This window comes from Marinobacter panjinensis, from assembly GCF_005298175.1.
GTDB lineage: Bacteria > Pseudomonadota > Gammaproteobacteria > Pseudomonadales > Oleiphilaceae > Marinobacter > Marinobacter panjinensis.
Genome location: NZ_SZYH01000001.1, coordinates 1,486,575 through 1,507,514 on the forward strand (window position 1 = coordinate 1,486,575; position 20,940 = coordinate 1,507,514).

At 57.4% G+C, this 20,940-nt stretch carries 21 protein-coding genes; 6 read left to right on the plus strand and 15 right to left on the minus strand.

The genetic code is table 11. From position 1 onward, the window contains the following. Positions 1–24 precede the first annotated feature (24 nt). From FDP08_RS06685 to FDP08_RS06695, 3 genes are read right to left on the minus strand one after another with little or no spacing between them, the layout of a single operon-like run. The gene (locus FDP08_RS06685; protein ID WP_137435213.1) at positions 25–708 is read right to left on the minus strand and encodes an SIR2 family NAD-dependent protein deacylase; all 684 of its coding nucleotides are present in this window, start codon (positions 706–708) and stop codon (positions 25–27) included. 34 nt (positions 709–742) lie between these two features. Next, positions 743–1,249, minus strand: coding sequence for a DUF2244 domain-containing protein (locus FDP08_RS06690; protein ID WP_137435214.1), 507 nt, complete (start codon positions 1,247–1,249; stop codon positions 743–745). A gap of 41 nt (positions 1,250–1,290) precedes the next feature. Beyond that, on the minus strand, positions 1,291–2,694 hold the full coding sequence (locus FDP08_RS06695) for an FAD-binding oxidoreductase (protein ID WP_137435215.1): 1,404 nt from the start codon (positions 2,692–2,694) through the stop codon (positions 1,291–1,293). Positions 2,695–2,874: 180 nt separating this feature from the next. Between FDP08_RS06695 and serA the strand changes: the two genes are divergently transcribed. After that, on the plus strand, positions 2,875–4,104 hold the full coding sequence (gene serA, locus FDP08_RS06700; RefSeq protein ID WP_137435216.1) for a phosphoglycerate dehydrogenase: 1,230 nt from the start codon (positions 2,875–2,877) through the stop codon (positions 4,102–4,104). Positions 4,105–4,299: 195 nt separating this feature from the next. Then, positions 4,300–4,584 carry a hypothetical protein gene (locus FDP08_RS06705; protein ID WP_137435217.1) on the plus strand — a complete coding sequence of 95 codons (285 nt, stop codon included), beginning with the start codon at positions 4,300–4,302 and terminating at the stop codon, positions 4,582–4,584. 63 nt (positions 4,585–4,647) lie between these two features. Here FDP08_RS06705 and FDP08_RS06710 read toward each other — a convergent pair whose 3' ends face one another. Together FDP08_RS06710 and FDP08_RS06715 are read right to left on the minus strand one after the other, a co-directional pair. Further along, positions 4,648–5,304, minus strand: coding sequence for a YiaD family glycine zipper/OmpA-like lipoprotein (locus tag FDP08_RS06710; protein ID WP_137435218.1), 657 nt, complete (start codon positions 5,302–5,304; stop codon positions 4,648–4,650). 62 nt (positions 5,305–5,366) lie between these two features. Beyond that, positions 5,367–6,386: an alpha/beta hydrolase gene (locus FDP08_RS06715; protein ID WP_137435219.1), complete on the minus strand. Its 1,020-nt coding sequence runs from the start codon at positions 6,384–6,386 to the stop codon at positions 5,367–5,369. 115 nt (positions 6,387–6,501) lie between these two features. On the opposite strand from FDP08_RS06715, the gene FDP08_RS06720 reads away from it, so the two are divergent. Then, positions 6,502–7,395 carry an alpha/beta hydrolase gene (locus tag FDP08_RS06720; RefSeq protein WP_137435220.1) on the plus strand — a complete coding sequence of 298 codons (894 nt, stop codon included), beginning with the start codon at positions 6,502–6,504 and terminating at the stop codon, positions 7,393–7,395. A gap of 14 nt (positions 7,396–7,409) precedes the next feature. Here the strand turns inward: FDP08_RS06720 and FDP08_RS06725 are convergent, their stop codons facing one another. From FDP08_RS06725 to FDP08_RS06740, 4 genes are read right to left on the minus strand one after another with little or no spacing between them, the layout of a single operon-like run. Next, positions 7,410–7,697 carry a GIY-YIG nuclease family protein gene (locus FDP08_RS06725; RefSeq protein WP_137435221.1) on the minus strand — a complete coding sequence of 96 codons (288 nt, stop codon included), beginning with the start codon at positions 7,695–7,697 and terminating at the stop codon, positions 7,410–7,412. Then, positions 7,694–8,599, minus strand: coding sequence for a DMT family transporter (locus tag FDP08_RS06730; RefSeq protein ID WP_137435222.1), 906 nt, complete (start codon positions 8,597–8,599; stop codon positions 7,694–7,696). The genes FDP08_RS06725 and FDP08_RS06730 overlap by 4 nt, the downstream gene beginning before the upstream one ends. Next, positions 8,592–9,977 (minus strand): sigma-54-dependent transcriptional regulator, encoded by a 1,386-nt coding sequence (locus FDP08_RS06735; RefSeq protein ID WP_137435223.1) that lies wholly within the window; start codon positions 9,975–9,977, stop codon positions 8,592–8,594. The genes FDP08_RS06730 and FDP08_RS06735 overlap by 8 nt, the downstream gene beginning before the upstream one ends. Continuing rightward, positions 9,974–11,470 carry an ATP-binding protein gene (locus tag FDP08_RS06740; RefSeq protein ID WP_228263247.1) on the minus strand — a complete coding sequence of 499 codons (1,497 nt, stop codon included), beginning with the start codon at positions 11,468–11,470 and terminating at the stop codon, positions 9,974–9,976. The genes FDP08_RS06735 and FDP08_RS06740 overlap by 4 nt, the downstream gene beginning before the upstream one ends. Positions 11,471–11,721: 251 nt before the next feature. Between FDP08_RS06740 and FDP08_RS06745 the strand changes: the two genes are divergently transcribed. Together FDP08_RS06745 and dctP are read left to right on the plus strand one after the other, a co-directional pair. Further along, positions 11,722–12,120: a DUF4168 domain-containing protein gene (locus tag FDP08_RS06745; RefSeq protein ID WP_137435224.1), complete on the plus strand. Its 399-nt coding sequence runs from the start codon at positions 11,722–11,724 to the stop codon at positions 12,118–12,120. Between the two features lie 143 nt (positions 12,121–12,263). After that, positions 12,264–13,343 (plus strand): TRAP transporter substrate-binding protein DctP, encoded by a 1,080-nt coding sequence (gene dctP, locus FDP08_RS06750; protein WP_137435225.1) that lies wholly within the window; start codon positions 12,264–12,266, stop codon positions 13,341–13,343. An 18-nt stretch (positions 13,344–13,361) separates the two neighbouring features. On the opposite strand, the gene FDP08_RS06755 is transcribed toward dctP, so the two are convergent. Beyond that, positions 13,362–14,204: a 23S rRNA (adenine(2030)-N(6))-methyltransferase RlmJ gene (locus FDP08_RS06755; RefSeq protein ID WP_137437247.1), complete on the minus strand. Its 843-nt coding sequence runs from the start codon at positions 14,202–14,204 to the stop codon at positions 13,362–13,364. A gap of 117 nt (positions 14,205–14,321) precedes the next feature. Here FDP08_RS06755 and FDP08_RS06760 point away from each other — a divergent pair, with 117 nt between their 5' ends. After that, positions 14,322–15,635 carry an MFS transporter gene (locus tag FDP08_RS06760; RefSeq protein ID WP_137435226.1) on the plus strand — a complete coding sequence of 438 codons (1,314 nt, stop codon included), beginning with the start codon at positions 14,322–14,324 and terminating at the stop codon, positions 15,633–15,635. Between the two features lie 12 nt (positions 15,636–15,647). Here FDP08_RS06760 and FDP08_RS06765 read toward each other — a convergent pair whose 3' ends face one another. From FDP08_RS06765 to FDP08_RS06785, 5 genes are all read right to left on the minus strand, one after another. Next, a complete protein-coding gene (locus FDP08_RS06765; RefSeq protein ID WP_137435227.1) occupies positions 15,648–16,013 on the minus strand; it encodes a DUF4870 family protein in 366 nt (121 codons plus the stop codon). Positions 16,014–16,025: 12 nt separating this feature from the next. Next, the gene (locus tag FDP08_RS06770) at positions 16,026–17,666 is read right to left on the minus strand and encodes a methyl-accepting chemotaxis protein (protein ID WP_137435228.1); all 1,641 of its coding nucleotides are present in this window, start codon (positions 17,664–17,666) and stop codon (positions 16,026–16,028) included. A gap of 220 nt (positions 17,667–17,886) precedes the next feature. Further along, complete coding sequence (locus tag FDP08_RS06775; protein WP_137435229.1) at positions 17,887–19,914, minus strand: PhoX family protein; 2,028 nt, start codon at positions 19,912–19,914, stop codon at positions 17,887–17,889. Between the two features lie 210 nt (positions 19,915–20,124). Next, positions 20,125–20,427, minus strand: a complete 303-nt coding sequence (locus FDP08_RS06780; protein WP_137435230.1) for a hypothetical protein — start codon at positions 20,425–20,427, stop codon at positions 20,125–20,127. A 139-nt stretch (positions 20,428–20,566) separates the two neighbouring features. Next, complete coding sequence (locus tag FDP08_RS06785) at positions 20,567–20,827, minus strand: hypothetical protein (protein ID WP_137435231.1); 261 nt, start codon at positions 20,825–20,827, stop codon at positions 20,567–20,569. Between the last annotated feature and the right edge of the window lie 113 nt (positions 20,828–20,940).

Consider the following 20,940-nt stretch of genomic DNA (forward strand, 5'->3'; position numbering starts at 1 on the left):
GTTTTAGGCGATTACTGACACGGATCAGCGGTTTTCAAGTCCGGCCACCCATTGGGACACACCCTCACAGGCCCCCTTACGGATAACTCTCGCCCTGGAAAGGTTTGCCGGCTCACCGGGATCGATGACCGTAATCGGCACATCAAAATCCACCAGGTCCACCAGCCCCGCGGCCGGATAGACTTGCAGGGATGTGCCCACGATCAGCAGGTGATCCGCGGTTGGGACGATCTCGGCAGCGGCCTCAATCATCGGCACTTCCTCACCAAACCACACAATATGAGGCCGCAGCTGGGCGCCACGCTCACAGGTGTCGCCGGGATGGATATCCGCGAACCCGATGTCGTAGACCAGTTCGGGGTGCTTTGAGCTGCGAGCCTTGGTGAGTTCGCCGTGCAGGTGGATGACATTGCTGGAGCCGCCCCGTTCGTGCAGGTTGTCCACGTTCTGGGTGATGATGGTCACCCGGTAATGCTGCTCCAGCTTAGCCAGCAGGCGATGGGCGTTATTGGGTTGTGCCGATTCCAGCTGCCGGCGACGTTCATTGTAGAAGCGCAACACCAGTTCCTGGTTGCGGGTGAAAGCCTCCGGTGTGGCGACGTCATAAACGCTGTGCTGCTCCCACAGCCCGCCATTGTCGCGGAAGGTGGAAAGGCCACTTTCGGCACTCATACCTGCGCCGGTGAGAACCACGATGTGATCTATCATAGGGCACCGCTTTTATTTTTTATAGGGAGGTACGTCAGAACCAGAGTTTCTCCGGCTTACGCCGTTTTTCTACTCTGAGCCCATGTTTTTCAAGGATAGCAACCAGTTCCTCGGTGTCATCCATATTAAGGAAAGAAGCCAGGGAAATTTCTTCGCCTCGGAACTGCAGATGGAGCTTGGGGGGTGTCCAGGGATGGCGCGGCATGTCCTGCCACACACGGGTATGACGACGGGGCAGTTCCCACTCTTCTTCCTTGCGGGTAAGGCCTTTCTCCAGTCGGATCAGCTCCGGGGCGAAGGTGAGCACTTCCCGTTTCTGACACTTGCGTGAGGTGTAGTAAAATCCGGCCGCCAGCGCTGTCAGTTCCAGCCCGGCAAATGGCAATACCGGCCACGCCCCGGCCAGGACCATTCCGGTGGAGATCATCAGCTGAAGGAACACTGCCGCCAGCCAGATGCGGATGTTTCCCTTCCATGTCATGGACTGGTTGGGGGTCAGGAGAAAACAGTCGCCTTCATCTCGGGAAAGCTGCTCTACCATTGCGGTTACTCCCGGGAACCACCCGCACTGCCCTAACGCCTCTAGTCGAAGATCTTGCCGGGGTTCATCACCCGGTTCGGATCGAAGACCTGCTTGATGCCTCTCAGGTAGGCAATTTCAGCAGCGCTGCGGGTGTACTCCAGATACGCCTTCTTGGTCATGCCAACGCCGTGTTCTGCAGACACGCTGCCCTGATAACGTTCGACAATCTCGAAGACCCATTTGTTCACCTGTTGGCATTTCTCAAAGAAATCCTCCTTGGCCATGTCTTCCGGCTTGAGGATATTCAGGTGCAGGTTGCCGTCACCGATGTGACCGAACCAGATGATTTCAAAATCCGGATAATGCTCGGTTACCACCGCGTCGATTTCCTGCAGGAAACCCGGCACCCGGGAAACCACCACAGAGATATCATTCTTATACGGCGTGCGCGGTGCAATGGACTCGGAAATCCGTTCCCGTAGCTGCCACAGGTTCCGGGCCTGGGTTTCGCTCTGACTGATTACGCCGTCCAGTACCCAGCCACTTTCTACACACTGCTCGAACAGCGCCATGGCATCGTCCATTACCTGGTCAGACACCGCCTCGAATTCCAGCAGCGCGTAGTATGGCGCCTCGGTTTCGAACGGCGCCTGTACCTGGCCATGGGCCAGCACATGCCCCATCGCCTGGTGGGAGAAGAACTCGTACGCAGTCAGGTCGATCTGCTTCTGGAAGGTCTGCAGCACATCCATGGTGTTGGTGAGGTCGTTCAGGCCCAGCACCAGTACGGTCAGGTTGTCCGGTTTGCGTGACAGCTTCATGGTGGCCTCAGTAATGAAGCCCAGGGTACCTTCCGCACCGATGAACAGATGGCGCAGGTCATACCCGGTGTTGTTCTTCTCCAGATCCTTGTTCAGGTCGAGTATATCGCCCTTGCCGGTCACCACTTTCAGGCCGGCGACCCAGTCCCGGCTCATGCCATAGCGGATCACCTTGATGCCACCGGCGTTGGTGGACAGGTTGCCACCGAGCTGGCTGGAACCCGCCGAGGCAAAATCCACCGGATAGTAAAGGCCGTTTTCTTCCGCAAAATTCTGAAGCTGCTCCGTCACCACCCCGGCCTGGCATTTCACGGTGCGGTCACTGGCGCTGAAATCCAGGATCTGGTTCATGTTGTCAAACGCCACCACTACCTCACCATTGGCGGCCACAGCGCCGGCACTCAGGCCCGTGCGTCCACCCGAAGGAACCAGCGCCACCTGGTTGTCATTGGCAAACATCACCAGTGCCTGCACCTGCTCGGTGGTTTTTGGCAGGACGATAGCCACCGGTTTGGGCGGATAGATCTTGGTCCAGTCCTTGCCGTAGTTTTCCAGGTCGGCCGGGTCGGTCAGTACTTTCCCGGGGGCCTGGCCCGTTTCCATCAGGGCGCGAAGGGAGGCAACGATCTGTTCAGAATTCATGGATAGTCCGGTCTCGCAAAGGGTTAGTCAGGGCGTCAGCAGGCGAAGTTGATTCAGGTAACCTGACGCGCTGTGAAAATCTGCGTTTATGGTATCATACCGCCCCTGTTCTGTGAGCCCGCCCGCCAACAGCGGCGCTCACGGGTCATTTCATGTGACGAAAGGTTCGGAAGCAAGCCCATGTCAAATACGTCTCTTGAAAAGAGCAAAATCCGCATCCTGCTGCTCGAAGGCGTGCACCAGTCTGCCATTGATACCCTGAATGCCGCAGGTTATACGAACATCGAGTACCTGACCCACTCACTGGCCGAGGACGAGCTGGTCGAAAAAATCGCTGACGCTCATTTCGTGGGTATCCGCTCACGCACCCAGCTGACCGAAAAGGTATTCGAGGCCGCCCAGAAACTGGTGGCGGTAGGCTGCTTCTGCATTGGCACCAATCAGGTTGATCTCCAGGCCGCCACCCGTCGCGGCATCGCTGTCTTCAACGCACCCTTTTCCAATACGCGCAGTGTGGCAGAACTGGTTCTTGCCCAGGCCATTCTTTTACTTCGTGGCGTGCCCGAGAAAAACGCCAAGGCGCACCGTGGCGAGTGGCTGAAGTCCGCCAAGGACAGCTATGAAATCCGTGGCAAGAAACTGGGCATCATCGGTTACGGCAACATTGGTACCCAGTTCAGTGTCCTGGCGGAAGGCCTGGGCATGGACGTCTATTTCTACGATGTGGTCTCCAAGCTGTCTATCGGCAATGCCACCCAGGTCGGTACGATGCAGGAACTGCTGAACACCTGTGACGTGGTCAGCCTGCACGTACCGGAAACGCCGGCCACCAAGTACATGTTCAAGGCCGAGCAGTTTGCCCAGATGAAGCCCGGCAGCATCCTGATGAACGCCTCGCGGGGCACCGTGGTCGATATCGACGCCCTGGCGGACGCGCTTGGAAGCGGTAAACTTCTCGGCGCTGCCATCGATGTCTTCCCGGTGGAACCCAAGTCCAACGACGAAGAGTTCATCTCACCGCTGCGAGAGTTCGACAATGTAATCCTGACCCCGCACGTGGGTGGCTCCACCATCGAAGCCCAGGAAAACATTGGCCGCGAAGTGGCGGAAAAGCTGGCCATGTACAGCGACAACGGCACCTCTGTCTCTTCCGTGAACTTCCCGGAAGTGGCCCTGCCCTCGCACCCGAACCAGCACCGCCTGCTGCACATCCACGAGAACGTGCCGGGCGTGATGTCGGAAATCAACCAGGTGTTCTCTGAGAATGGCATCAACATTTGCGGCCAGTACCTGCAGACCAAGGAGGACATCGGCTACGTGGTGATCGACGTCGACAAGGAATACGGCGAGCTGGCACTGGAGAAGCTGTTGAAAGTGAAAGGCACCATTCGGTGCCGCGTTCTGTTCTGATCCGGGAACATGAGGCATCACCAGGAGCCGGGGCCCACAAGCCCCGGCTTTTTTTTGGCCAATCAGGCCAACTCCCGGAAATAACCCCCGGTTAACCTGGTTTTCAGTGCTTCGCCCTTGAGATGTCATCAGATGCAGCCATGATGGAAGTGAATGCTTTGAAACTACATCAAACACTCACTCCAAGGAGCACTTATGTCACTGAAGGAGTCATTGCAGAAGAAGCTGGAAACCCAGACCGAATACTGGAGCAAACAGATCCAGAGCCTGCAGGCGGATGCTGAAGAAAAGATGGCAAAAGCCAAAGATGATCAGGCGGAAGCTGAAATCCAGAAAGACTTCTCCGAGCGCATTCAGACGCTGGAAAACCGTATTGAAGAAGCGCGCAAGAAGATTTCGGAAATCCGGGATTCCGGTGAAGATCAGCTGAGGGATCTGAAAGCGAGAATTGAGGAATGGTTGCCTGGCGGAAAAAACTGATCGGTTACTGATCACAAGTTGATGGAAAGCCCGGTACCGCAAAGCGCGGCACCGGGCTTTTTATTACTGCATAGGAACCAGCGTCAGTTCAACGCGACGATTCTGTTCACGGCCAGAGGCCGAGTCATTGGAGGCAATGGGATAGCGCGGGCCATAGCCGACGGCACGCGTGCGCTTGGGCTCAATGCCCTGGTTCAGCAGGAAGTCCCGAACAGAGCTTGCGCGACGCTCGCTCAGCAACTGGTTATAGTCCCTGGAGCCGGTGCTATCAGTGTGACCTTCAATCTGGATGATGGTCTTGTCAAACTCCTTCAGCACCAGTGCCACGGATTCCAGCGTATTGCTGAAAGACGGCTTGATGGAAGACTGGTCCACATCAAAGGTGATGTTACCAGGCATGACCAGTTCGATTTCGTCGCCGTTGCGCACGACGCGAACTCCGGAGCCTTCCAGCTTGCGGCGCAGTTCGGCTTCCTGCTTGTCCATGTAGTAGCCGATACCACCGCCAACTGCAGCGCCGGATGCAGCACCAATCAGTGCCCCCTTGCCGCGGTCACTGCTGCTGGACGTTGCCGCACCAACAGCCGCGCCACCGATGGCGCCAATAATACTGCCCTTGGTCGCGCTCGATGTTTTCTCTTCCCCAGTATAGGGGTCATATGTCATACAGCCGCCCAAACCAACAGTGGCGACAGCAAAAGCAACAATAGTTTTCTTCACGGCATTCTCCAGAGTCTTTCCAAGGTATTACTGATAGCGGCACGTTCCCGCTCTGTGTTTACTTAACAGGCTTCCGAAAGGAAGCTGTCGTGGTCGCTTTCAAAGGTATCCACAATGGTGTTGAATACCGTTGCCTGCAAATCCTGGGCTTCGTTTACCAAGTGATGACGACCATCGGGGATCCTGAGTTCCTCAACCGAGGCAAATTTATTACGAATAATCCGCAGATTGTGCTGCCAGTCGACGGTCAGGTCCTTCTCCCCCTGCACCACCGTCACCGGATAATTTACCGGACGAGCGGACTCAATATGGGGCACCCACTGCCTCAGCGCCGACACCCAGTCCACATGAACAGCCCTGGCCTGAAGTGGATCATGCTCCTTCAGGAAGGTCAGAAAACGCGAGCTCCCACTGTTCGTACCAAACACCCGGGCCCACCGTGAAACAAACGGTTTGGCCAGGCTATGGAGGAGTTTTGCCCCCAGCCACCCCATAGGACGTATCAGCGGGGCCAGTAACACAACCCGCCGGAAATCCGAGGTTTCGGGAGTATGGTGATTGGTCAGCAGATAATCAATCAGGATAGCGCCGCCGGTACTTTGCCCCACCGCATACCACGGCGCCCTTACCTTGCCTCTCACCTTGGCCATCACGTCTGTCAGTACCGCCTGATATTCCAGGAAACTGCCAATAGCTGCCGGCGTTCCGCTGGACAGCCCGTGACCTGGCTGATCGTAAGCGAGCACGTCGAACCCCGCGCCCAGGCAACGATCAATCAACTGGCTGTACAGGCCCACGTGGTCAAAATAGCCATGCAGGATGAACACGGTACCTTTGGGCCGACGTTGTTCGGGCAACCGGAAATAGTGCACCATCACCTGGTGCCGGTCCGCCATGACGTACCCTTGATGATAGGAAACATCCGGGTGCTCCACCCAGAGATCCAGCCCGTAAAACCGACAGTAGGCGACCATATCTTCGCCAAGCGCTTCCCGGCGTTCGGGATCGAATGGCTCCAGCCTTTCCAGAAGCGATGCCCTGTTCCAGTTCGGAATTTCTATGGTATCTGTTTTCCAGTACACGTAGAGTTAAACGCCTGTTATCAATAGGTGCAAAGTTGGCACGTTGGCCGCCGGGGGCCTAGCCGTTAGATTAGCACACCACAACACCTTTTAGGCCGTTAAAGCGGAGTGAACAATGATACAAACTGCTCTGGAAACAGGACTGCGCCAGACCATGATCCACCTGATCAGGCCCTTGCTGCACCCTGCCGTTCCGGTAAGCATTCAGCGCAAACTGGTGAGCAAAGCCTATCTGACCTCGGTTCCACCCCGTGGCACCCGCTTTGAAAACATTGAGGCCGAGGGCATTGCCATAACGCGGGTCTGCCACAGTGACAACCCGGACGGTGTCGTACTGTATTTCCATGGTGGCGGTTATATCATCGGCTCCCCGCGAACGCACCGGGGAATTACCGGGCACCTCGCCAGGTCCAGCGGCACCATGGTAATCGTACCTGACTACCGGCTGGCCCCCGAAAACCCTTACCCGGCAGCCCTGGACGATGCGGAAGCCGTTTATCTGGCGCTGCTTGACGAGGGACATCCGCCGGCGTCACTAAGCCTTGCGGGCGACTCTGCCGGAGGCGGGCTGGCCATCGCACTGGCAATGCGCTTGCGGGACAAAGGGTTGCCCCTGCCCTCCTCACTGATGGTCATATCGCCCTGGACCGACCTTTCCAATGCACACCTTTACTCACCGGAATGCGAGCCGGTTCTGCAGAGACGCTGGATCGATAAGGCCGCCCGGCTGTATTGCGGTAGTGAGCCAGTTGCCAACCCTTACGTCTCTCCGGTTTATGGGGATCTTTCCGGTTTGCCCCCCTTGCTGATCCAGGTAGGCAGCCAGGAAATCCTGATGAACGACGCTCAGCGCCTGGCGAATGTGGCCAACCGGGACAGCGTGGATGCCCGGCTGGAAATCTATAACAGCCTTTGGCATGTGTTCCAGGTGCATGCCGGGCAACTGGACCGGGCCACCGAAGCGCTGGAAACGGCAGGCCAGTTTATTCGACGCCACCTCACCACCTGATGGTCTCGCGGCAATCAGGTTTTTAACGTTGTCAGATCGGGCAGGGACAACTCACCGCGCACCAGTGCCTCTTTCTGCCGGCGCGGCCAACGTTTGATCTGCCACTCCAGTTTTGACGCAGTTACCCGGTCCCGGGTCTCGGCAGAGAAGACCAGCTCAAGGGGCCCCTTTCCCCGCAGGCTCCTGGCGCCCTTCGGGGCACCGGCCTGATGCTCCGCAAACCGGCGTGGCACATCTGTAGTGATGCCGGTGTAGAGGGCTCCCCTGGCCGTTCGCACCATATAGACAAACCACTGGCTCATGCAGATGATACCTTGGCCATTTTTTCGCGGGCCTTGCGTTGCTGAATCCATAACCCCGCGACAATCAGAACCAGACCAATGTAGGTGGACGGCAGAATGATTTCGCCAAGGATGAAATAGATAAATATCAGGGACAGGAACGGGGAGATAAAAATCAGGTTGCTCACCCGGGAGGTATTCTCGGCCTTTTTCATGGCATAGGACCATAGAATAAACGCAATCCCCATCTCGAAAACGCCTACGTAGATGGCGGCCGTAAGGCCGGTACCTGGACTGAAGTCAAAGCCCGCTGTCAGGGCACAGATCGCCACGATCACCGGCAAGCCGCACAGGAAATTCAGAAACAGCCCCACCACCGGGTCCCGGGTGTCCCGCGTGGCAATTATCCAGTAGGAGGCCCAGACCAGAGTGCTGCCGATCGCATACGCCACTCCAAGTGGGTCGGAGAAGATCATTGAAAAGACATCACCCCGGGTCGCAATCACCACCACACCGCTGTAACAGATCAGCCCGGCAATGATATCCGCACGCCTCAGCCGCTGTCCCAGAAAGGGCACCGAGAGGTACGCCAACACCAGTGCCCAGGTGTAGTTCAGGGGCTGGGCTTCCTGGGCAGGGAGTCGATCAAAGGCGCCGAACAGCAGAAAATAATACAGGCAGGGGTTGATCAACCCCATTCCGATGGACTGCAGATACTGGCGCCGACTCAGCTGGAAAACCAGGTGCCAGCGACGCTGGAGCATGAGTACCAGTGCCATAACCAGCACCGAGGCGGAACAGGCCACCACCAGCATTTGAATCGGGCTCAGCTCCCGCAACGACAGCTTGAAGGCTGTGGCTACGGTGGACCAGAGCAGCACCGTGCCCAGACCATACAGCATGGCGTGTTTCTGGTTAGTCATGAGCCTCGTCCTTTTCGCTATCCAGCCAGCGGTAAAGAGTGCGACGATTTACCCCCAGTATCTGTGCGGCCCGCCGCTTGTTGCCATCCACGGCGGTGATAACACGCTCGACATAGTCCTGCTGAATCTGATCCAGGGTGGGCCAGTCTGCGAGATTTCCTGCGGGCAGGCCGGGCCTTGCTTCAGGTGTCTCCGTTCGGCGTTTACGTATCCGGGCGGGCAGATGCTCCGGGAGGATTACCTCGCCTTCGCAGAAGGTCACAGCCCTCTCTATGGCACTGCCCAACTCTCTGACATTGCCCGGAAACGGGTAGTCAGAGAGGATCTGTGATACCACCTCGCTCATCTGCAGGAAACCACGGTTGTGCCGCTTCGCCGAATCCCTCAGAAAGTGCATTGCAAGGAGGTCCACGTCATCTCCACGCTCCCGCAGCGGAGGCACGACCAGGGTCAGGGTTTCCAGCCGGTAATACAGGTCTTCCCGGAAGTTCCCCTGCTCCACTGCTTTGATCAGATCCTGATGGGTTGCAGCGATGATGCGCACATCCACCGTCTCTTCCTGATCGGCGCCCACCGGCTTGATCGTGCCCTCCTGCAATACCCGCAACAACTTCGCCTGCAACGCCAGGGGCATTTCTCCGATTTCATCCAGCAGCAGCGTGCCACCATCCGCCTCCGCAAACAGCCCCGGACGCGCGGAATTCGCCCCGGTGAAGGCGCCGGCTTCATGACCGAAAAACTCACTTTCCATCAGTTCCTGTGGAATGCCGGCACAATTAACCGGGATAAACGGCCGGCCCCTGCGGTCACTCTCCCTGTGGATTGCGCGGGCCACCAGCTCCTTGCCGGTCCCGCTTTCACCACTGACCAGAACCGCAGCCTGGCTTCTGGCCACCTGTTTGATCTCATTCCTCAGCTGTACCAATGCCCGGCTTTCACCCACCAGGCCGAGTGAATTGTCTTCTGTGGTCTGCGACTTGTAGCGAGCCAGTTCGCTGGTAATGGCCGCGTGGGCCAGCAAACGCTTGATCTTCAATCTCAGATGATCGGTGGAGAGTGGTTTGGTGAGAAAATCATCGGCGCCCGCCTTGAGGGCGTCCACCGCCTGATCGACCGTGCCAAAAGCAGTAATGATGATAAACGGCACCGACCTGCCTTCAGCCTGCAGCTGCCGGAGTATCGACAACCCATCACCATCCGGAAGCCGGAGATCCGAGACAACCAGATCAGCGCCTGATTCCAGGGCGAGCCTGCGCCCTTCCTCCGCTGTTCCGGCGCAGATTACCCGGTAACCGTCCACCTCAAGCTCTTCCGCCAGCAAGGTTCGTAAACTGGCGTCGTCTTCCACCAGCAGAATCGAGGATGGATTACGGCTCATGACTGACCTCCCCCAAGGGCTTCCTGGTATTGATAAACCGGCCAGAAAGTAGACATCCGGCATCCCCCCTCACGGCTCGAGCCTACCTCAATCCGGCCGCCGTGCTCTTTGAGCACACTGCCAACAACAGCGAGCCCCAGACCCGTCCCTTCACCCGCAGCGCGGGTACTGAAGAAGGGTTCGAAAATCCGCTCACGCATGGCTTCCGCTATCCCCGGACCATCGTCATCCACCCGCAGCTCCCACAGCCCGTCATGTTCGGCAAGAGTCACCGTCACTGCTGAGCGGGCCGCCTGGCAGGCATTACGGATGATATTCACGCATGCCATTTCAAGGCGGGTCGGCTCTGCCAGGATGTCTGCCGGCCTGTCGGGGATCGCGGACCGGATTTCCACCCCCTGGCACCTGGGTTCTTCACGGATTCGCCCCACGACTTCCTTTGCGGTTGCCGCAAGATCGGTCTTGCGGCGGGAGTCAGGAACATGACGGAAGCAATCCAATAGCTGCTGGATGATCAGTGTCATGCGTTCAACCTGGTGCTCTATATCCTTGAGATGCCGCCTGTCACCGTCAGCCAGATCGCCCCGGCCCATTATGTTGGCACGACCCTGAATGACACTTAGTGGAGCGCCAAGTTCGTGGGCAACGCCACCCGCCACGCGACCAATCATGGCCACTTTCTCCTGGTATTCGAGCTGCTCGGCAAGCTCTCTTTCACGCTCGACGCTCGCCCTTATTTCTCTTTCTGCCTGCATCATGCGCTCCCCCATATCGCGCAGGCCCTCATGAATCTGGCGCAGTTCCCGTGGCCCGGCGGGCGCTTCGTCAACTCGCCAGCGCCCGGGTGCCATCTGCTCCATGATTCCCAGCAAACGGCTGACATGACGCCCGACTGCGCCGTAGTGTCCCAGCACCACAACGAGGATGACCATCAGCGACACCATTGACCAGATGGTGACGGCCCAGATGCGGCTGGATGCCACCAACTCGTGGAAGTCACTGCGCTTGCGAGTCACCTGAAGCAGCCCCTGGATCCGGCCATCGCCGGCAATCAGCGGCGTGAACTGGGAAAAAACAGAAACCCCGTCTACCCGGCGAAAAGCACCGCCAACTTTACCGCTGGCGATAACCCGATCGGCACTGTCACTGCGGGTGACGTCAGTGTCAGCAACCCCCAGACTGGCAACCTGCTGACCATCCTCATCGAAAACGGAGGCCCCAAACACCCGGCCAATCCGGAATATCGATTTCAGCGACTCGCCCATGACAATTTCATCGCCATCGGACATGGCCTGTGAGAGCGGGCCGCTAACCGCACGGGCAACAAGCTCCAGATCCTCTCTCAGACGATCGTTCAGGTTTTCCTCCACGGCACCCAGCCCCACATAGATAGCGACACCACTGAACACCATAAGCGGAACGACGATGCTCAATACCAGGGTCAGGCGTAGTGACCGGAACATTTTTTGAGCGGTGAGCACAGGCCTTTTCATGGCGAACTCCGACAAAGTGTCACACATCTATGCCACATGTGACATTTCGCCACAACAGACATTACCTACCCTTAACCCTTCACAAACCATAACCTGTTGTTTTTATGATATTTAGCGGGATATATAGAAACTGGCACAAGGCTTGATAGGTATCAGAGGGACAGCATCAATCAACCAGAACCACCCTCACGGTTCGCCAGGATTGTTTGTAGAACAAGCAAGCAATCCAATCACTGCAAAAGGAGAAAGTTATGAACAAGCTTCTCGTTTCACTGACCGCATCCCTGGCACTGCTTGCCGCCGGCCCTGCCCTCGCGCAGGACAACCAGCAAAGCCCGGAATCTACTGACAGCGACGGTGGCTACAGCGACCCGGCTGCTGCAGGCACCCAGAACACCAATTTCAACGACCAGGAACTGAAGCAGTTCGTTAAAGCTCAGGAAGGCATCAATGATATCCGTGACGAATACATGGAGAAAATTGAAGCAGCCGATTCCCAGCAAAAAGCCCAGGAACTGCAGATGGAAGCCAATGATGAGATGGTGACCGTAATCGAGGATGCCGGGATGGATATTCCCACCTACAACTCTATCGCAACTGCCTACAACAGCGAGCCGCAGGTACGGAACCGCGTTGACGCGCTGATGTAAGCGACTGCCTGCGATCGTGTCGTTTCAGGCCCCGCATTAGCGGGGCCTTTTTGGTTGCACCAACCGGTATGGCGCAACCACTGTGCCGGCTTATTGTGGTACCTTGCGTACAAGAATCAGTTGATAACGGCCGGAGACAGGACATGCGAAGATTTTGCCATTGGCGGACCCCATTGTTTGCGATGGTTATTCTGCTACTGGCTGGCTGTTCGGACAGCCCCGCTCCAACCGCAACCAGTGAAGATGCCGAAGACAAGCCCACCTACCCGGTCACCTGGCGGTTCGCCCTGGAAGAAATTGAGGGCAGCGTCCAGCACCGTTATGCGCTGGAACTGAAAGAGCGTATCGAAAGTATCTCGGACGGCAATATCCTTATCGACATCTTTCCCTACGGCTCGATCGGAACGTCCATCCAGTTAACCGATCTGGCCCGCGAGGGGTCGGTCCATCTTGCCTTTGCATCCCCCGGGCATCTGGCCGATGTGGTTCCGGAAACCGGCGTTTTCACCCTCCACTTCCTGCTGTCGGAAGACGAGAATGTGAACCGGGATATTCTGGCCAGTGACGAACTGGTGCAGGTGTTCAGCGAACCCTACGCAGAACAGAACCTCCAGCTCCACGGCTTTGTACCCGAGGGCTGGATGGTCTGGACCGCCAACAAACCCCTGAGAACACCTGCCGATTTCGACGGGCTCGCATTCCGCACCATGACCTCGAAGATTTCAGCGGAAGCCTACAGGGCCTATGGCGCGACACCGACTCCGGCCCCCTACTCGCAGGTATACAGCGACCTGCAGTTACGCCGTATCGAAGGGCAGGCCAACCCGGTTTTTGCCATTGAAGAGATGGGGTTTTACGAGGTCCAGAACACCATGACCTTTGCCAGGCCCGCCCAGTTTGTCACCTCAGTGGTTTCCAACAAGGCGTGGTTTGACGCCCTCCCGGACGACCAGAAACGCTGGCTGGAAGACGCGCTGGATGAGGTTTCACCTCTTGCCTGGGAAGTACAGGCGGAGCTCAATGCCAGCCGCCTTGAAACCATCCGGCAGAACAGCGACATTCGTACCGTTGAGCTGACAGAAGAAGAGCGCGACCGTTTCCGCGAAGCCAGCCTGTCGGTTCGCGAAAGCTACGCCCGCATCGCGGGCAAACGGGGAGAAGCCATTCTGGAACGCCTCATCGGCATGGTCGATGAGGCGGAGTCGGACGTCCCCGACCTCTGACCCGGAAGGCAGATCACATCATTCCGGAACCAGCCAGTCCATCGTTGACGTAATGCCAAGACCGTCACTGGCGGAAACAGCTTCCATCATCGCCGCGAGCCTGCGGTCAAACCCCCAGGGTGGATTGATCACCAGCATCCCGGAGCCGGACATACCACGCTCCGGTGATTGCCTGAGCGTAATCTCACTGCAAAGCACTTTTCGCACAGGGCCGCCGGATACTGCATTTTTTAGTCTTTCATGGGGGCTGCCGGCCAGAATCGGGTACCAGATCAGGTACACCCCGTGCCGGCATTTCTGCCAGGCTCGCGTCAGCGCCTCCGCCACATCTTCATACTCGCTTTTTACCTCATAGGAAGGATCCGTCAGCACCAGCAGCCTTGGCTGTCTGGGAGGCAAGCCACGGAGCAGCCCTTTCAGTCCATCCTCCCGGCAGATCCGGACCCCGGAACGCCCGGCACCCCACTGGGCCAAGGTTTCACTTTCGGCCGGATGCAGTTCAAAGGCCGTCAGGCTGTCCTGATCACGCAGATACCTGTAAAACCAGTGGGGAGAACCGGGATAGCGCTCAATCTCACCGTGGGGCCCGGCTCCGGCTGCCAGCTCCTCGATGAGAGCCTGCCAGTCATCCGATTGCAGTTGCTGCCTGTAGCGCCAGACTTTTTGAATTCCCGAGTCTGCTTCACCCGTTTTCTGCGCCCTGTCACCGGCAAGATCATAGCCTGCACTGCCTGCGTGGGTATCAAAGCAGGCAATCGCAGAGGGCTTGGCCTGCATCATTCGCAAAGCCAGCACCAGCGCTGAATGTTTCTGGATATCGGCGAAATTACCGGCGTGAAAAGCATGGAGGTAACTCAACATCATCAGGACTCCCGGTTGACGGACAGGTATTAGGCACCAGTGAAACAGCCGAGGCAAGACTTGAGAACCTGTCCCTGACTGATATCCTTTAGCCCTGATTTGCATGAGGACACCAGTTTGCCAACCCCTAGAAATGACACTGCCGATCGACTGTACAGCCTGATCGCCAACGAGGAAGACGCCCGCGTCTGCACCGATATTCCCGAGGAAGCCTGCCGCGAGGTTCCCCGCAACTTCTTCCTGATTCTTGGCAGCAACGTGCTGACCAAACTCGGCGATTTGTTGATCAGCCCCAAAACGGTCCTGGCCTGGCTGCTGAGTGCGATCGGCGCACCTGCGCTGGTGGCCTGGCTGGTACCGATCCGTGAATCGGGATCGATGATTCCGCAGATGGTGATCGGAGCCTGGGTGAGGCAAAAGCCGGTGCGCAAATGGTTCTGGACGCTCGGGAGCTTCGGGCAGGCGGCAAGTGTCGTCGCCATGGCTGCAAGTGTGTGGTTTTTGGAGGGCTACGCTGCCGGTGGCAGCATCATTGCCGCACTCATCGTTTTTTCCCTGGCCCGCGGCTTCTGCTCCGTTTCCATGAAGGACGTGCAGGGCAAGTGCATTCCCAAAACCCGGCGGGGACGGCTGTCCGGGCTGGCGTCCACCCTCGGCGGCACCGCCACCGTTATCCTGACGGCCCTGCTGTTCTGGGACCGGGGGGATCCGACGATCGGCTTTTATACGGTGCTGCTGCTACTGGCTGCCGCACTCTGGATTATTGCCGGCTTCCTGTTTGCCGGTGTTGAAGAATACGACGGTGAAACCGGCGGTGGTGGCAATGCCATGGCAGAAGCCTTCAACAGTCTTTCCCTGCTCCGCGATGACGTTCCGTTCCGGAAATTTGTGGTCACCCGGGCATTGCTGCTTTGTTCGGCCCTGGCCGCCCCCTACTTTGTGGTTCTGGCACAGAAGGAATCCGATATTGGCTGGATGCTGGGGGTTTTCCTGCTGGCCAGCAGTCTCGCCAGCTCACTCAGCGCCAGTTTCTGGGGCTGGGCTGCCGACACCTCGAGTCGGAAAGTGATGATTCGTGGCGCCGCCATGGCCAGTGGCGTATGCCTGGTCGTGGGCACCATCGCACTGATCGACGGAACCGAAACCGGCAGCGTCTGGTTTTACCCGGTCGCTTTCTTCATTCTGAGCGTGGCCCATGCCGGTGTACGGCTGGGCAGAAAAACCTACCTGGTGGATATGGCCGGAGGTAACAAACGCACCGACTATACGGCGGTGAGCAACACCGTCATCGGTGGCCTGCTGCTGGTAACGGGTGGCTTTACGGCGCTGATCTCGATGGTTTCGGATGTGGCGGTCATTCTTGTGCTGGGCCTGATGGGGCTGGCGGGTATGTTCAGTGCGCTACGTTTGCAGGAGGTAACCTCAGATTGACTGGCTGCAGGCTCACAAAGGCGACTTCCCGTCATTCAGGGCCAGGGCGCCCTTTACGATGCGGTAAATAATCCAGATGGATACGCCCAGAAGCACGAACCAGCCAACGATAAGGGGAGTGGTCACAATGCCGACAACAGTCCACAGCAGCCCTATCCAGAAGGTGCGGATCTGCCAGCGAAAATGAGGTTCTATCCAGGTGTTTTTGACATCATCAAGCTTGACGTAATTGATGATTACGCCGGCGAGGCCGGTGATCCCTCCGACAAAGAACGATAGCGCCTGAAGGATATAAACCAGCACCGCCAGATTGCGGCCTGGTTCTTCGCGGCGGGACAGCGGATCATCGTCGGCGGGAATGTATTCAGGCTCAGACAATGGATTCTCCACTCAGTGACTGTCCGGTTTGTAACCCAGACGGAAACCGCCCCAGTGTTTACCGTTCACATAAATCGGCACCGACAGGTCATGCATGATTTCCCCGGTATCCCGACGATAGGTCTGCAGCAGCATACTCTGGGTATGGCTGCCACAACGGGCGCCGGTGCGGTCGTTGAACAGCCGCTTGCTGCGGCTTTTCATCAGGTCCACTTTCGGATCGCCGGTTGGTGCATGGGCAAAATCGCGGTTATGGGTCGGCACATAGCCATCGGGCGCGATGGCAATGGCATACACCATGGACGGGTGAGCTGCCTTTACCGCTTCCTGCACCGATGGAAGCTGCTGGTCAGTAAACCGGTCATAACTGCTTGAGTACTTCTGGGGATCGGTATTCGGTATGGGCCCCCTCTTCTTGTCGAAGAGAGCGTTCTCGGACAGCTGTCCGTCACGAACCGCCTGTTCGAAGAGCTTGCCGATACGGTCTGCACCCTGGCGGGCCTGATCATAGAAGGCCCGATGATAACTTTCATCACTGTTCAGGGCAAAGGCGGCATTAGCCTCTTCCGCCAATTCCATCAGGGTTGCGGCCTGCTGGGCAAGGGAAGCCACGCTGGTATCACTCTCCGTGATCTGGTCCCGGACCGTTTCAATGGCGCCAGACACCTGCTGCAGGCTTTGTTCGTTATTCTGGTCAATCTCGGCAATACGGGCCACCTGCTGCTGAACCCGGTCGGATTGATCGCGAATCTGATCCAGGCGCTCACCGACACTTTCAACCGATTCCAGGCCGGCCTCGACGCTTTTGGCAAGGTCCTCGATTCGCGAGACAATCAGGGAGGTATCAGAGCGGATTTCCTGAAGGGTTTCCGCCACTTCACGGGTTGCCTGTGCGGTTCGACCGGCCAGTTGCCTGACCTCATCGGCGACAACGGCGAAGCCGCGCCCCTGATCGCCCGCACGGGCCGCTTCAATGGCCGCGTTGAGTGCAAGTAGATTGGTCTGTTCTGCGATTCCCTGAATGGTGGTGGTGACACCCTGGATCTTGTTGGATTTCTCGTTCAGCTCCTGGATCAGCCTCAGATTCTCGCTGGACTGCTCGTGCACAGCCCGCACACTGTCTATGGCCGATGTCAGCGCCTCCCGGCCTTCAATGCTCACCTGCCGATTCTGCAGGGCCATGGTAGCGGCGTCCGTGGCCTGCTGGGCGGATTCCCGCACACTTTCTGTAATCTGCCCGGCATACTCCGACATCTGCGCGGTTTCACTGACCTGGCGGTCCAGGCGAACCTTTAACTGATCCGCTGCGAAAGACACCTGGGCCGCCGAAATCGCGCTCTTGTCGGCACTTCCAGACAGCGCCTCGATCAAGGCGCGACCGGCCTTCGCCTCGGTAAGGAGGCCTGCACACTGTTTACCCAGGAGGCTATCATCAGAAAGCTCGCCGGCGTTCAGTTGCTTGAGGGAACGCTCTACCGGCTCCAGTACCCGCAGTACCAGATAAGCGGTGGCTACCACCAGGCCAATTACCAGGCCCACCAAAACCGACGAACCGTCCAGCCCGATCAACGGTGCCCCCATAGTCGCCACGATGGCAACAACAAACGCAACCGATACCCCCAGAAACAGAATAGGTCGACTGAGTAAACCCATAGCCACCTCGTTATTATCATTATTAATGAATGCATCTTTATTGGATATTACCCGTGAGAGTAATGAATTGACCTGCGTTAATAACTGCTACTTTAGTTCACTGACAATTGTTTTTCGGCAGGCTGCTACAAATCTGAAACAAAAAAACGCAAGCCGGAGACTTCCAGGCAGAAGTATCCGGCTTGCGTTCGGGCTCAGTTGAATGATTGGGCAGCCTGAATCAGGCGCCGATCACACCTCCGTCATCCCGCGTTACGATCACTGTCGCATCCCGGGGACGGTCCTCCGCCGCGTTCGGCCAGTTGCCGTCCGGATGCTGGATGTTAACGAACATGGTTTTCACATCCGGTGTCGATACGACGCCGGTGACTTCACAACCCACCGGACCGACGAAGAATCGCTTGATTTCACGGGTCACCGGATTGGCTGCCAGCATCATATTGTTCTGGTACGGCGCGGCATCACTACCATCGGTCTGAATCCACAGGCGTCCATTGTAATCAAACCACAGGCCGTCGGGACTGTTGAAGATATTGGTATCATCCAGGGTAACCACTGCTTCTCCATCGACAACGGTTTCGGTTCCCTGCTCACCGGCGAACACAAAAATGTCCCAGTCAAAGCTGGTCGCGGTGTGATCGTTGCCGGCTTCTGTCCAGCGGATAATATGCCCGGTGGTGTTTTCGACAATCGGATTGGCGGCGTTTACGTCATCGTACCCGTCCTTGCCACGGTTGCTGTTGTTGGTCAGCGCGAAATAAACCTCTCCGGTATTCGGATCAACAGCGCCCCATTCCGGGCGGTCCATCGTGGTGGCACCTGCGATGTCGGCCGCCAGACGGGTATTCACCACAACGTCGGCCTGATTCTCGAAACCATCAAACTGGATATCACCCACCAGGGTTCCCTGAGCGGCTGCAACCCTGGCGGCAAAGTCCGCATCCTCCAGATCCAGTGCCAGCCAGTCGCCGGAGCCGTCGGCGTTGAAGCGGGCAACGTAGAGCGTACCCTCATCCAGCAGGTAGCCGCCGGCCGTTGCGGCATGGTAAGGCTTGGAAGACACAAACTTGTAGATGTATTCGAAGCGGGAGTCATCACCGGAGTAGCAAACCACCGGTTCACCTTCTTTGGTAGGCGCAAAGATGACACCCTCATGGCCAAAACGGCCCAGAGCCGTCCGTTTCTGGGGTTTGCTCTCGGGGGTGAACGGATCAATCTCAACCATGTAGCCGTAGGTGTTCGCCTCGTTCCGATAATCCTCGGCTGCGGAAGCACCGGTGGTTGATACGTTGAAGCGCATGTACTCGTCGGCATTGGTGTCGGCCAACTCCCAGTCATAACGGGAGTTGTCATTAACACCATGTCGTACATATTCACGGGGGCGCTCGGCATCGGCGGTAGCAAAGTAGCCATGCCAGTTTTCCTCCGCCGTAAGATAGGTTCCCCATGGCGTCGGGCCCATCGCGCAGTTGTTAAGGGTGCCGCGGGTTTGGGTGGCATTCGGGCTGTAGGCGGTGATCAGCTTGCTGTAGCCACGAAGCGGGCCACGGATATCCATATCGGTATTGCCGGTGATGCGCCGGTTAAAGGGGCTGCCAAATACGATGTCCCAGGTCCCGTTGCTGTCGCGCCTGATGTGAATGACGGAAACACCGTGAGCCGCAATTTCCTTGCGAACTTCGTCCACCGGACGAACACCCTCGTTATCAGCAGCTCTGGTCGGGCCGTTGGCATGCAGCGCGCCCTGGTTGATGTATTCGTGGTTCATGACCAACAGGCCTTCGGCAGAGCTGTTGCCCCCGGACTTCTGGTCGATCGGGAAAAAGTGCACGCCATCGTGATGCATACCAACCTGCTGCTCCTGGTCTTCGCCGGTGTTGGTGCCATCGGCGCGGTATTCAGGATAGCTGCCAGTGATCGGCGTTCCCCAGGGCACAAAGGTTTCAGTCGAGTAGCCTTCCGGAACAACAACGCGGTTTTCGGTTGAAACCGCTACCGGCTTGAATCCCAGCTCAGTGCTGGACTGGACATCACCACTGGTGCTGCCGTTGTCGTCGTCACTGTCAGAGCAACCAACGAGGCCCATCCCCATAACACTTGCCAGGGCAGCGCCAACACTGCCTTTCATCAAAGTGCGCCGCTGCATTCTTGCGGTCAGCACCGATGCGAAGGACGTATTGCCGGAATGATTTACAACGGGCTCGTAATTGGGATCCAGATAATTCGGATCCAGGTCATGCTTCGCCATGGTCCTGCCTCTCTCGGGTGGTTTATAGGTTATTCCGAGAACCCAGTGTCGATGGCGAAGGTGACAGATTGCAGACAGTCAGAAGTCAGTTTCTTTAACATTTTTTGACAGCTCGGACGAAAAAAGCCTGCCCGGTCAGGGGCAGGCTTTTTCACGCAACGGTGCGCGTCTTCGAGGCTATCAGGTGGCCTCGGCGTGAATCCGATGATTCTATTGCATGGAGTCACCTGCCTCCTCAGCAGCTTCTCCCATTTCTTCGCCTGCTTCATCCATTGCCTCGCCGGTTTCTTCGGCGGCATCGCCAGCGGTATCCTTGGTTTCCTCCCACGCGCTGTCGTTCTGGCCGGTGGCGTCTTCGTAGGTTTCTTCGACGGAATCGCCAGCGTCGTCCGCCATATCCTCGATGTTATCACCGGCTTCCTCGAAATCTGCGCCCTCATTGTCGTCCTGACTGCAGGCAGCGAGGCCCAGTGTCATCAGCAGTGCCAGTGCGCTTAGTGTCAGCTTGTTCATAACCATGTCCTTATTCGGTTTGAAGTGTGAAAACAACAGCGACAAGTCTACGGCCATGGCCGACACCGGCACAATTACCTGCTGATTACGTTTTTGTTAGTAGTGACAATAAGTTAGGAAAAGCAATAACCTGAGACCGTCAATCGGCCACCGACACTGTTCTGCCATCAAGCGTCAGTACATGATCCAGCCGCACCATATGCCCACGCCCCAGAAAAACAAACTCCTGGCCTGCCCTGTTGAAGAGATCCCGGATGACATCGTGGGTGGTCTGGACCTGGCCGGCATCGTCGCGATAAACGATTTCCGCCAGCTTTGAGGAGGTCAGGTATTCCCTCAGCAGGCTCTGTATTTCACAGCGCACCGGATGGTAAGCGTTAGAGGCATTATCCCTAGTCATGGCAGACTCTTCCCTGTGGATACCGAAGGGACAGAAAAATGCCCCGGAGCGCCGGATTCAGTGCCGCAGCCGGGGCATGCCTACAGTCTGGTTCAGGTTAGGTCAGTCTGCCA

Excerpts from the sequence above, each read along its gene's own strand:
- FDP08_RS06695 (WP_137435215.1), bottom strand. The coding sequence starts at position 2,694 with ATGAATTCTGAACAGATCGTTGCCTCCCTTCGCGCCCTGATGGAAACG.
- FDP08_RS06730 (WP_137435222.1), bottom strand. The coding sequence starts at position 8,599 with ATGACTAACCAGAAACACGCCATGCTGTATGGTCTGGGCACGGTGCTG.
- FDP08_RS06720 (WP_137435220.1), top strand. The coding sequence starts at position 6,502 with ATGATACAAACTGCTCTGGAAACAGGACTGCGCCAGACCATGATCCAC.
- FDP08_RS06740 (WP_228263247.1), bottom strand. The coding sequence starts at position 11,470 with ATGAAAAGGCCTGTGCTCACCGCTCAAAAAATGTTCCGGTCACTACGC.
- FDP08_RS06780 (WP_137435230.1), bottom strand. The coding sequence starts at position 20,427 with ATGAACAAGCTGACACTAAGCGCACTGGCACTGCTGATGACACTGGGC.
- FDP08_RS06685 (WP_137435213.1), bottom strand. The coding sequence starts at position 708 with ATGATAGATCACATCGTGGTTCTCACCGGCGCAGGTATGAGTGCCGAA.
- FDP08_RS06705 (WP_137435217.1), top strand. The coding sequence starts at position 4,300 with ATGTCACTGAAGGAGTCATTGCAGAAGAAGCTGGAAACCCAGACCGAA.
- serA (WP_137435216.1), top strand. The coding sequence starts at position 2,875 with ATGTCAAATACGTCTCTTGAAAAGAGCAAAATCCGCATCCTGCTGCTC.
- FDP08_RS06735 (WP_137435223.1), bottom strand. The coding sequence starts at position 9,977 with ATGAGCCGTAATCCATCCTCGATTCTGCTGGTGGAAGACGACGCCAGT.
- FDP08_RS06745 (WP_137435224.1), top strand. The coding sequence starts at position 11,722 with ATGAACAAGCTTCTCGTTTCACTGACCGCATCCCTGGCACTGCTTGCC.
- dctP (WP_137435225.1), top strand. The coding sequence starts at position 12,264 with ATGCGAAGATTTTGCCATTGGCGGACCCCATTGTTTGCGATGGTTATT.
- FDP08_RS06755 (WP_137437247.1), bottom strand. The coding sequence starts at position 14,204 with ATGTTGAGTTACCTCCATGCTTTTCACGCCGGTAATTTCGCCGATATC.
- FDP08_RS06785 (WP_137435231.1), bottom strand. The coding sequence starts at position 20,827 with ATGACTAGGGATAATGCCTCTAACGCTTACCATCCGGTGCGCTGTGAA.
- FDP08_RS06770 (WP_137435228.1), bottom strand. The coding sequence starts at position 17,666 with ATGGGTTTACTCAGTCGACCTATTCTGTTTCTGGGGGTATCGGTTGCG.
- FDP08_RS06725 (WP_137435221.1), bottom strand. The coding sequence starts at position 7,697 with ATGAGCCAGTGGTTTGTCTATATGGTGCGAACGGCCAGGGGAGCCCTC.
- FDP08_RS06690 (WP_137435214.1), bottom strand. The coding sequence starts at position 1,249 with ATGGTAGAGCAGCTTTCCCGAGATGAAGGCGACTGTTTTCTCCTGACC.
- FDP08_RS06775 (WP_137435229.1), bottom strand. The coding sequence starts at position 19,914 with ATGGCGAAGCATGACCTGGATCCGAATTATCTGGATCCCAATTACGAG.